The sequence below is a fragment of the Nocardia jejuensis NBRC 103114 genome, from assembly GCF_001613145.1.
Taxonomy (GTDB): domain Bacteria; phylum Actinomycetota; class Actinomycetes; order Mycobacteriales; family Mycobacteriaceae; genus Nocardia; species Nocardia jejuensis.
The window spans coordinates 5798-17934 of record NZ_BDBU01000070.1 but is presented as its reverse complement, the minus strand read 5'-3'; the positions used below and the strand labels follow the sequence as shown (position 1 = coordinate 17934).

Below are 12137 nucleotides of genomic sequence, written 5' to 3'. Positions count from 1 at the left end.
TGACCGATCCGGCCACCACGGTCGGTGAGATCGATCTGCTCGGTGAGCAGGAGAACGAGCGGATCCTGCTGCGGTGGAACAACACCGCGCACGATCTGGACAAGGCGCTGGCCGACGGCTCCACCGCGACCCTGGTGTCGCTGCTGGACAATGCCGTCGCCGAGGATCCGAAGGCCGTCGCCCTGGTGGCGGACACCGCCGACGGTCCCGAGACCCTGACCTACCGCGAGCTCGACGCCCGGGTCAACCGCCTCGCCCGTGAGCTCATCGCCCGCGGCATCGGCGCGGAAGACCGGGTGGCACTGGCCTTCCGACGCTCGGCCGACCTGATCATCGCCATGTACGCCGTCGCCAAGACCGGTGCGGCCTACGTCCCGATCGATCCGGATCAGCCGCTCGAGCGTGTGGGCTACATCCTGGAGACCTCGGCTCCCGCCGCCGTGCTCACCACCGCCGCGATCGCATTCACCACCGAGTTCGCGCCGGTGCTGCGCACCGACGAGCTGGACCTGTCCGGCCACTCGGATCAGCCGATCGCCGACGGCGAGCGAGTACGCGGCCTGAGCGCCGCGAACACCGCGTACGTCATCTTCACCTCCGGGTCCACCGGTCGCCCCAAGGGCGTCGCGGTGCCGCATGCCGCGGTGGTCAACCAGTTGCTCTGGAAGGTCACCGAATTCGGCCTCGACCCGGCCGACGCGGTGCTGCTCAAGACCGCGGCCACCTTCGACCTCTCGGTCTGGGAGTTCTGGTCCGGCGTGGCCTGCGGTGGCCGCGTGGTCGTCGCGACTCCGGACGGCCACAAGGATCCGGGATACCTGAACGAGCTCATGGCGCGCGAATGGGTGACAACCCTGCACGTGGTGCCGTCCATGCTCGACGCCCTGCTCGCCGACGGCCTGCCGGATTCGCTGTGGCGCATCCTGGCCATCGGTGAGGCGCTGCCCGCGCCGCTGGCGCAGCGGGTGCTGCGTGAGCGCCCGCGTACGGAGCTGTTCAACCTGTACGGCCCGACCGAGGCCGCGGTGTCCATCACCAACCATCGGGTGAGCACCGCGGATCAGATCTCGGTGTCCATCGGTGCCCCGGAGTGGAACAGCCAGGTGTACGTCCTGGACGCCCGCCTGCGCCCGGTGCCGGTGGGTGTGTCCGGCGAGCTGTACCTCGCGGGCACTCAGCTGGCGCGCGGGTACTTCGGTCAGCCGAACCTCACCGCGGATCGGTTCGTGGCGAATCCGTTCGGTGACAGCGGATCTCGTATGTACCGCACCGGTGACCTGGTGGCGTGGAACGCCAACGGTGAGCTGGACTACCGTGGTCGCACCGATTTCCAGGTGAAGATCCGTGGTTTCCGTATCGAGCTCGGCGATATCGAGTCCGCCCTGCTGCGTCAGCCTGCCGTCGCCTCGGCTGCCGTTGTGGCCCATGCCGATCCGGTGCTGGGAGATCGTCTGGTCGCCTACATCGTCGGTGCGGACGAGTTCGACAAGCAGGTCGTGCAGTCGGCGCTGAGCGCCGAACTCCCGTCCTACATGGTGCCGTCGCTGTTCATGCAGCTCGACACCCTGCCGCTGAACGCGAACGGCAAACTGGACCGGAAGGCATTGCCGGAGCCCAGCTTCGAGAAGGCGGTCTTCCGCGCTCCCGTCACCCCGATCCAGCAGGTCGTCGCGGGCGTCTTCGCCGACGTGCTGCGGGTCGAGGCCGGCCGCATCGGCCTGGACGACGACTTCTTCGCCTGGGGCGGTAACTCGCTGCTGGCCACCCAGGTGGCCGCACGCCTCGGCGAGGCGCTGAACACCCGGGTGCCGGTGCGCCTGATGTTCGAGGCGTCCACCGTGTCCGCGCTCGCGGCCCGGGTGGAACAGGACGCCGGTGCGGGCCGCAAGGCGCTCACCGCCGGAGCGCGCCCGGAGAACATCCCGCTGTCGCTGGCACAGCAGCGCATGTGGTTCCTCAACCGTTTCGACAGCCAGTCCGCCGCGTACAACGTGCCCGTCGCGGTCCGCCTGTCCGGCGCGTTGAACGTGGACGCGCTGCGTGAGGCCATCGCGGATGTCGTTGCCCGCCACGAGATCCTGCGCACGGTCTACCCGCAGACCGAGGACGGCCCGGTGCAGGTCGTGCTGCCGCCCGCGCAGGCCGTGCCCGAGCTCGAGGTGCGCACGGTCGGCGTCGACGAGGTCGCCGCGGCCGTGGTCGCGCTGACCTCCACCTCCTTCGACGTCACCGCCGAGGTGCCGCTGAAGGTGGCGCTGTACCGGATCGACAGCGGTGCGACGGTTGCCGAGCATGTCGAGGTTGTCGAGACAGCGTCTTCGGATGTCGCGACATCTTCGGACGTCGCGGCGCCCGCGAAGCCCGGGGCGGCTCTGCTCTCCGAGGCGTACACCTTCGCCTTCACCGACGCCATGGACACCTCGGCCTTCCCGGTCGTCACCCCCGAGATGCCGGCGGCTGCCGACGCTCCCGCAGGCGCGGCCGCTCCGGAGAGCACCGAATACGTGCTCGCCCTGGCGATTCACCACATCTCCGGTGACGGTTCCTCGGTGGCTCCGCTGACCCGGGACCTGATGACCGCGTACGCGGCCCGCTCCCTGGGCCACGAGCCCGGCTGGACGCCGCTCCCGGTGCAGTACGCCGACTACTCCGTCTGGCAGCGCGATCTGCTGGGCAGCGAGGACGACGCGGAATCGCTGGCCGCCAAGCAGGTCGCCTACTGGCGCGAAGCCCTGGCCGAGCTGCCCGATCAGCTGGATCTGCCGTCCGATCGCCCGCGCCCGGCCGTGCAGACCTTCGCCGGCAGCAAGGTCGAGGTCCGGATCGACGCCGACACCCATCGCGCGCTGGTCGATCTGGCCCGCGCCGAGGGCGCGACGCTGTTCATGGTCGTGCACACCGCGCTCGCGGTGCTGCTGGCCCGCCTGTCGGACACCGATGACATCGCCATCGGCACTCCGATGGCGGGTCGTGGCGAGGCCGCCCTCGACGACATGATCGGCATGTTCGTCAACACCCTGGTGTTCCGCACCCGGGTGGACACCGGCGAGGCCTTCACCGAACTGCTTGCCCGCCAGCGCAAGAGCGATATCCAGGCGTTCGCCAATGCCGACGTGCCGTTCGAGCGCCTGGTCGAGGTGCTCAACCCGGTCCGCTCCACCGCGCGCCACCCGCTGTTCCAGGTCGGCCTGTCGTTCCAGAACCTGGCCATGTCCAGTCTGGAACTGCCCGGCCTGACCGTGTCCGGCGTGGATGTGGACACCGAGATCTCGCAGTTCGACCTGCATCTCATCGCCACCGACCGGTACAGCGAGCAGGGTGAGCCGCTCGGCATCACCGGCATCTTCACCTACGCCACCGATCTGTTCGATCGCGGCACCGTCGAGGGTTTCGTGGAGCGGTTCACCCGACTGCTCGGCGAGATCATCACCGCACCGCGCACCGCCGTCGGCGATTTCGCCCTGCTTGCCGAGGCGGAACAGGCCGAACTCGTGGTGGCCCGCAACGCCACCGCACACGCCACGGATCGGGCCGCGACCCTGGTGTCGCTGCTGAACGCCACGGTCGCCGCCAAGCCGACCGCCGTCGCGGTGATCGGCCCGGACGGCGAGGTCCTGACCTACGCCGAACTCGGCCACCGGGTGAATCGTCTTGCCCGGCACCTGGTCTCGCTGGGTGTGGCTCCGGAATCTCGGGTCGCGCTCGCCCTGCGGCGCTCGGTGGACCTGGTCGTGGCCATGTACGCCGTCGCCGCCGCCGGTGGCGCGTACGTGCCCGTCGATCCGGATCAGCCGGCCGATCGCACCGGCTACATCCTCGAGACCGCGGCGCCGGTGTGCGTGCTGACCAACGCCGACGCGGCGTTCAGCACCGAGATCGCGCCGCTGGTGCGGCTGGACGAGCTGGATCTGAGCATCGTCGCGGTGGCCCCGCTGTCGGACTCGGATCGCCTTGCGCCCCTGCGCGCGTCGAACACCGCGTACGTCATCTTCACCTCCGGCTCGACCGGTCGTCCGAAGGGTGTGGCGCTGCCGCACTCGGCGATCGCGAACCAGTTGCAGTGGAAGACCGCCGAATTCGACCTGGGCGCGCAGGATGCGGTGCTGCTCAAGACCGCCGCCACCTTCGACCTCTCGGTCTGGGAGTTCTGGTCCGCGGCCGTCTCGGGTGGCCGCCTGATCATCGCGACCCCCGACGGGCACCGCGACCCGGCGTACCTCAACGAGCTCATGGCCCGCGAGCTGGTCACCACCCTGCACGTGGTGCCCTCGATGCTCGACGCGCTGCTCACCGAATCCGGTGGGGCGCTGACGGGTTCGCTGCGCCGGGTGCTCGCCATCGGTGAGGCGCTCCCGGCCGCGGTGGCCCAGCGCTTCCGCGCCGCCAACCCCGAGGCCGGGCTGTTCAACCTGTACGGCCCGACCGAGGCCGCGGTCTCGATCACGACGCACCGGGTGAGCGACGCCGATCAGGGCGCGGTGTCGATCGGCCTGCCCGAGTGGAACAGCCAGGTGTACGTCCTGGACGCCCGCCTGCGCCCGGTGCCCGCCGGTGTCTCGGGTGAGCTGTACCTGGCCGGTGCCCAGCTGGCGCGCGGGTACTTCGGTCAGCCGAATCTCACCGCAGATCGGTTCGTGGCGAATCCGTTCGGTGACAGCGGTTCTCGCATGTACCGCACCGGCGATCTGGTGGCGTGGAACGCCAACGGTGAGCTGGACTACCGTGGTCGCACCGACTTCCAGGTGAAGATCCGCGGTTTCCGTATCGAGCTCGGTGAGATCGAGGCGGCTCTGCTCGCGCTGGGCGAGATCGCCCAGGCCGCGGTGCTGGCCAAGTCCGATCGCACCGGTGACCGCCTGGTCGCCTACCTCGTGCCCACCGGCGCGGATATCGATGTGCCGCAGGTGAAGTCGGCGTTGTCCGCCGGGCTGCCGTCCTACATGGTGCCCTCGGCCTTCGTGGTGCTGGACGCGCTGCCGCTCAACGCCAACGGCAAACTGGACCGCAAGGCCCTGCCCGAGCCGGAGTTCGAGACCACGGCCTTCCGTGCGCCCTCGACCCCGATCGAGGAGATCGTCGCGGACGTGTTCGCCGACGTGCTCGGCGCGGAACGCGTCGGCGCGGACGACGACTTCTTCGCGCTCGGCGGCAATTCGCTGCTGGCCACCCAGGTGGCCGCGCGCATCGGCGCGGCCCTGGACGCTCGCATTCCGGTGCGCGCGCTGTTCGAGGCCTCGACCGTCGCGGGTCTGGCCTCGAAGGTGGAACAGCATGCGGGACAGAGCGATCGCACGCCGCTGCTCGCGCGTCCGCGTCCCGCCGTCGTGCCGCTGTCGCTGGCACAGCAGCGCATGTGGTTCCTCAACCAGTTCGACACCGACTCGGCCGGTTACAACATCCCGGTGGCCGTCCGCCTGACCGGCGATCTGGACGTGGACGCGCTGCGTCAGGCCGTGGCCGACGTGATCGGCCGCCACGAAACCCTGCGGACCATCTACCCGCAGGTCGACGGCGTGGCCACCCAGGTGATCGTCCCGGCCGCGCAGGCCGTGCCCGAACTGCGCCCGGTCACGGTGCCGGCCGAATCGATCCGGGACCGCATCGCCGCGGTCATCTCCACCGGATTCGATGTGACGGTCGAGGTTCCGCTGCGGGCGGAGCTGTTCCGGGTCGAGACCGGTGCCGCTGGTGAAAACGGCACTGCCGCCGCCGAATACGTGCTGGTCTTCGTCGCGCACCACATCAGCGCGGACGGCTGGTCCATGGGCCCGCTCACCCGCGACGTGATGATCGCCTACGCCGCCCGCTCCGCCGGTGTCACGCCGGGCTGGGCTCCGATGCCGGTGCAGTACGCCGACTTCAGCCTGTGGCAGCGCGAGGTGCTCGGCTCGGAAGACGATCCGGCCAGCCTGATTTCGGCCCAGGCCGACTACTGGCGCACCACGCTCGCGGATCTGCCGGACGAGCTGAACCTGTCCTCGGATCGACCGCGCCCGAACGCGCAGTCCTTCCGCGGCGGCAAGGTGCTCTTCCCGATCGACGCCGCGCTGCATCGCGGACTCCAGCGGATCGCCCGCGCACAGCACGCGACCATGTTCATGGTCGTGCACGCGGCGCTGGCGACCTTCCTGGCCCGCCAGTCCGGCACCGAGGACATCGCGATCGGCACCCCGATCGCGGGTCGCGGCGAGGCCGAACTCGACAATGTGATCGGCATGTTCGTCAACACGCTGGTGCTGCGCACACGGGTGGACGGTCAGCTGAGCTTCAGCGAGCTGCTGCGCCAGGCCAAGGACACCGACCTGCAGGCGTTCGCGCACGCGGATCTGCCGTTCGAGCGTCTGGTGGAGGCCCTCAACCCGGAGCGCTCCACCGCCCGGCACCCGCTGTTCCAGGTGGCGCTCTCCTTCGAGAACCTGCCCGAGAGCACCTTCGAGCTGCCCGGCCTGCGGGTCGCGGCGGTCGAATTCGATGCCGAGACCGAGAAGTTCGATCTCTCGCTGACGGTCCGGGAAGCCGAGGCCGGCATGTACGCCGAGTTCTCCTTCGCCCGGGATCTGTTCAACGACAGCACCATCGAGGTCTTCGCGCGGCGCTTCATCAGGCTGCTGGAGCAGATCATCGAGCGGCCGCAGCTGCCGGTCGGCGATCTGGAACTGCTGTCGGTCGCCGAGCGCACCAACCTGCTCACCCGCACGGGTGGCGATTCGGTGCCGCCGATGACCCTGCCCGAGATCATGGCCGCCGCGGCGGCCGCGAACCCGGTCGGTGAAGCGGTGGTGTTCGACGGTCAGGCGCTGGGCTACGCGGAACTCGACGCGGCGTCCTCACGCTTGGCCAGGGTGCTCATCGAGCACGGCGCGGGACCGGATGTGCGCGTGGCCGTTGCCATTCCGCGCTCGTTCGAATCGGTGCTCGCGGTGTGGGCCGTGGCCAAGTCCGGTGCGGCGTTCGTCCCGGTCGATCCGGCCTACCCGGCCGATCGCATCGCGCACATGGTGCGTGACTCCGGAGCCACGCTGGGCCTGACCGTGTCCGGTGAGGCCGAGGCGCTGCCGCCGGTCGCGAACCTGTCCGGCTGGATGTCGCTGGACGATCCGGTCGTCATCGCCGAGATCGAATCGCATTCCCCCGCAACGGTCACCGACGCCGAGCGCTGGGGCGTCATCCGCCCGGCGCACGCCGCCTACCTGATCTACACCTCCGGTTCGACCGGTCTGCCCAAGGGCGTCGTCGTCACCCATGCGGGTCTGGCGAACTTCACCCGTGAGCAGGTCGACCGCTACCGTCTCGATTCCTCTTCGCGCGCACTGGCATTCGCCTCGCCGTCGTTCGACGCCTCGGTACTCGAACTGCTGCTGGCGCTCGGTGCGGCCGGTGCGCTCGTGGTGGTGCCGCCCGGCACCTACGGCGGCGAGGAACTCGGCGAGCTGATCGCCCGTGAACGCGTCACCCACGGCCTCATCACGCCGTCGGTGCTGGCCTCGCTCGATCCCGCGCACCTGGCGGCGATGGAGGTCATCATCGCCGGTGGTGAGGCGGTCTCGGCGGACCTGGTCGCCAAGTGGTCGGTGAACCCCGCCGGTCCGCGCCGCTTCCACAACGCCTACGGCCCGACCGAAGCCACCATCGCCACCAACATCTCCGATGCGCTGTTGCCCGGCGACACCGTGGTCATCGGTGGTCCGGTGCGCGGTATGCGGGCCATGGTGCTGGATGCTCGCCTGCATCCGGTGCCCGAGGGCGTCGCCGGTGAGCTCTACGTGGCCGGTGTGCAGCTGGCTCGCGGCTACCACGCACGCCCCGGCCTCACGGCCGAGCGTTTCGTCGCCGATCCGCACGGCGCGCCCGGCGAGCGGCTCTACCGCACCGGTGACGTGGTCCGCTGGCGTCGCGACGCCGAGGACAACACGGTCGTGGAATACGTGGGGCGCAACGACTTCCAGGTCAAGGTGCGTGGTTTCCGCATCGAGCTCGGTGAGATCGACGCGGCGCTCACCTCGCACGAGAGCGTCGACTTCGCGGTCACCGTCGGTCACCGGACCGAGGTGGGCACCACGATCCTGGCCTCCTACGTGCTGCCGGTCGCGGGCCGCTCCGTCGACATCGCGGCGCTCACCGAGCACGTCGCGGGCCGGCTGCCGGAGTACATGGTCCCGACCGCCATCACGGTGCTGTCGGAGATCCCGCTGACCCCGGCGGGCAAGCTCGATCGCCGTGCGCTGCCGGAACCGGTCCTCGCACCGCGCGAATTCCGTGCGCCCGTCAGCGATATCGAGGCCGAGATCGCCGCGGTCTTCGCCGAGGTGCTCGGCGTCGAGCAGATCGGTGTGGACGACTCGTTCTTCGCCCTCGGCGGCGACTCGATCCTGTCCATCCAGCTGGTCTCCCGCGCCAAGGCGCGCGGCATCCTGTTCAGCCCGCGCGATGTGTTCGAGCACCGCAGCGTGGCCGGACTCGCGGAGGTCGCGGTCCTGGGCGGCGACGAGGAGCAGGTCCGCCTGGCGGAGCTGCCCGGCGGCGGTGTCGGCGACATCCCGCTGACTCCGATCATGACGGCGATCCTGTCGAGTGGTTCGACGTACCAGCGGTTCTCGCAGTCGGTGGCCCTGCGCCTGCCCGACGGCATCGACCGCGCGGTGCTCGAGGGCACGCTCGCCGCGGTCTTCGATCACCACGACGTGCTTCGTTCCCGTCTGCGCGGCAATGCCACCGCGGGGTGGGCTTTCGAGGCGCTCGAGCGCGGCGCGGTGAACGTGGCCGACCTGATCCACCGCGTGGATCTGCCCGCCGACATCTCCGACGAGGAGCTGTCGCGGGTGGCGAGCGGCGAACTCGACGCGGCTCTGGGCCGTCTCGACCCGGCGAACGCGTCCATGATGCAGTTCATCTGGTTCGCCTTCAGCGGGGCCGACGGCGCGCGTCGTGACGTGTTGCTCATCGCCGCGCACCACTTCGTGGTCGACGGCGTCTCCTGGCGCATCCTGATCCCGGACTTCGCCCTCGCGTGGTCGCAGCTGGCCTTCGGTCAGCCGGTGGCCCTGCCCGCGAACGGCACCTCCATGCGACGCTGGGCGCACGCCCTCGTCGAGGCGGCCGCCGCACCGGAACGCGTTGCGGAACTGGGCTTCTGGGAACAGGTCGTCGGCACGCCGGATCCGCAGCTGGGCTCGCGCCCGTTCGATCCGGCGGTGGACACCTTCGCCACGGTCGAGCGCGTCGAGGTCACCCTGCCCGCCGAGATCACCGACGCGGTCCTGACCGCGATCCCGCGCCGCTACCGCGGTGGCGTCAACGACGGTCTGCTCTCGGCCCTGGCCCTGGCGATCGTGCGCTGGCGTGGCGGGGACGCGGCGCTGATCAAGCTCGAGGGACACGGTCGCGAAGAGGAAGTCGTCGCGGGCGCGGATCTTTCGCGCACCATCGGCTGGTTCACCAGTGCCTACCCGGTGCGCATGAGCCTGGCCGGAATCGACGTCGACGACGCCTTCCAGGGTGGAAAAGCCCTGGGCGACATCGTGAAATCGGTCAAGGAGCAGTTGCTCGCGGTACCCGACAAGGGCCTGGGCTTCGGCCTGCTGCGGCACCTCAACCCCGAGACCGGCGCGCAGCTGCGCGACGTCGGCCAGATCAGCTTCAACTACCTCGGCCGCGTGTCGAGCGGTGAAGTGCCCGAACAGCTTTCCGAGCTGGGGTGGGCGCCGGTCGCGGACCTGGGACAGCTGGATGCCGATATGGATCCGGACATGCCCGCGAACGCGACGCTGGACATCAACGCCATCGTCACCGACGGCGAGGACGGGCCGCAGCTCGGTGCGGCCTTCGCCTTCCCGTCCGGGCTGCTGAACCGGGAACAGGTCCAGGAGTTCGCCGATCTGTTCGTGGCGGCGCTGACCGCGCTCGCCACCCACGCCAAGCATCCCGACGCCGGTGGCTTCACCCCGTCGGACATGCCGCTGGTGCAGGTCACCCAGTCCGATATCGAGGTGTGGGAGCACGCCTACCCGGCGCTGACCGAGGTGTGGCCGCTCTCGCCGCTGCAGACCGGTCTGCTGTTCCAGGCGCTGATGTCCCAGAGCCAGAACGCGATCGACGTCTACACCATGCAGGCCGTGCTCGACCTGAACGGTGTGGTGGACGCCGAGCGGCTGCGCGCGGCCGCCCAGGCCATCGTGGACCGCTACCCGAACCTGCGGACCGCGTTCGTCACCGACAACGACGGCCGACCGGTGCAGATCGTGCTGGACAAGGTCGAAGCCAACTGGCGGCAGGTGGATCTCACCGATCTCGATGAGCCGGAACGGGTCTCGCGCATGCGCGAACTCATCGAGCAGGACCGGGCCACGCACTTCGACATGGCCTCGGCCCCGCTCATGCGGTTCACGCTCTACCGCACCACCGCGGACCAGTGGCACCTGGTCATCACCACCCACCACATCCTGGTGGACGGTTGGTCGATGCCGCTGCTCATGCGAGATCTGCTGGTGCTGTACGCGGTTCGCGGAGATCTGTCCGCGCTGCCGCGCGTCACCTCCTACCGGAACTACCTCGGCTGGCTGGCCGGGCGGGATCGCGAGGAGTCGCTGCAGGCCTGGACCAAGGCGCTGTCCGGCGTCTCGGAGCCGACCCAGCTCGCGCCCGCGCCGCGCAAGGAGGAGCAGTTCGAGATCGGCCGTGTGGTGGCCGAGGTCGATGCCGAGCGCACCCGCAGGCTCACCACCCGCGCCGGTGAACTCGGCGTCACGGTGAACACCATGGTGCAGACCGCCTGGGCGATCCTGATCGGACGGCTCACCGGCCGTAGCGATGTGGTGTTCGGCGCGACCGTGTCCGGACGCCCGGCGGACCTGGCCGGCGTGGAATCCATGGTCGGTCTGTTCATCAACACCGTGCCCGTGCGGATCCGGGTCGACGACCGGCTCACGGTCGACGGTCTGCTCGAACGGGTGCAGCGCGATCAGGCGGATCTGCTGGAGCACCACCACATCGGGTTCACCGATATCCAGCGGGTGGCCGGTGCGGGTGCGCAGTTCGACACCCTCATGGTGTTCGAGTCGTACCCGATCGACTCCGACGCGATCGCCTCGGCGAGTTCGATCGACGGTATGGCGGTCAGCGGTGTCGGCGTCAACGACAACACCCACTACCCGATGACGCTGGTGGTGATGGCCGCGGAGACCATCGAGATCAGCATGCGCTACCTGGACAGCCGCTTCACCGCCGACGAGGTCGAGATCCTCGCCGCGCGCCTGAACCGGGTGCTGGACGCGCTGATCGGCGAGTCCGGCGGGATGGTCGGCGACATCGACATCCTCGACGAGACCGAGCGCGCCCGGATCCTCGCCGAAAGCGCGGTCACCACAACCGATTCCGTGGTGGAACCGGCCCGCGTCGGTGCCCGCACCGTGGCCAACGTGCTCGCCGAGGTCGTCGAGGAGGACCCGCAGGCACCCGCCCTGCTGTCCGACGGCCAGGAGATCGCGTACCACGTACTGGATCGCCGCAGCTCCCAGCTGGCGCGTCTGCTCATCGAACGCGGCGCGGGCCCCGGCGATATCGTCGCCGTCGCCCTGCCGCGCTCGGCCGATGCCGTGGTCGCCGTCTGGGCCATCCAGAAGGCCGGCGCCGCAACACTGTTCGCCCAGGGGCTGTCCTTCGGCGACGTGCTGGCCGCCGGAGCGACCTTCGGCATCGCCGAGAACCCGGACACCAGCTCCGTGCACTGGCTGGTGCCGGCCGACCCCGCCGTCCAGGCCGATCTGGCCGCGCGCCCGGCCCATCCGGTCACGTACTCCGATCGTGTCCGCCCGTTGACCGAGGCCGATCCGGCCTTCCTCTACGCGGAATCGTCCGGAACCTGGGCCACCCTCACCCAGGCCGAGACGCTCGACCGTGCCGCCACCCTGCGCACGGACAACGAGATCGACTACGAGTCGACCACCTACACCACGGCCACCACCGGCCTGGCCGCGGTGGACGAATTCCTGGCCTCGGCCACGGCGGGCGCGCTCTCGGCCCTGCCGACCGGCGACATCGCGGGCGATCTGGAGGAGGGCGAGGTCACCCACTGGTTCGCGACCGCGAGCGATCCGGCCGACGACGCGGGTGAGGACGTGCGCGTCATTCACACGAGGTGA

1 protein-coding gene (cut by a window edge) is annotated in these 12137 nt (G+C 69.8%); it reads left to right on the top strand.

Features of this window, described 5'->3' with window-relative positions; all coding sequences use genetic code 11:
• A protein-coding gene (locus NJ1_RS36095) for a non-ribosomal peptide synthase/polyketide synthase (protein ID WP_439957703.1) crosses the window boundary here: on the top strand, window positions 1-12137 show its 3' end. The gene continues 17728 nt to the left of window position 1, outside the view; the window shows 12137 of its 29865 coding nt (coding positions 17729-29865); its start codon lies off the left edge, out of view; it ends in the stop codon at window positions 12135-12137.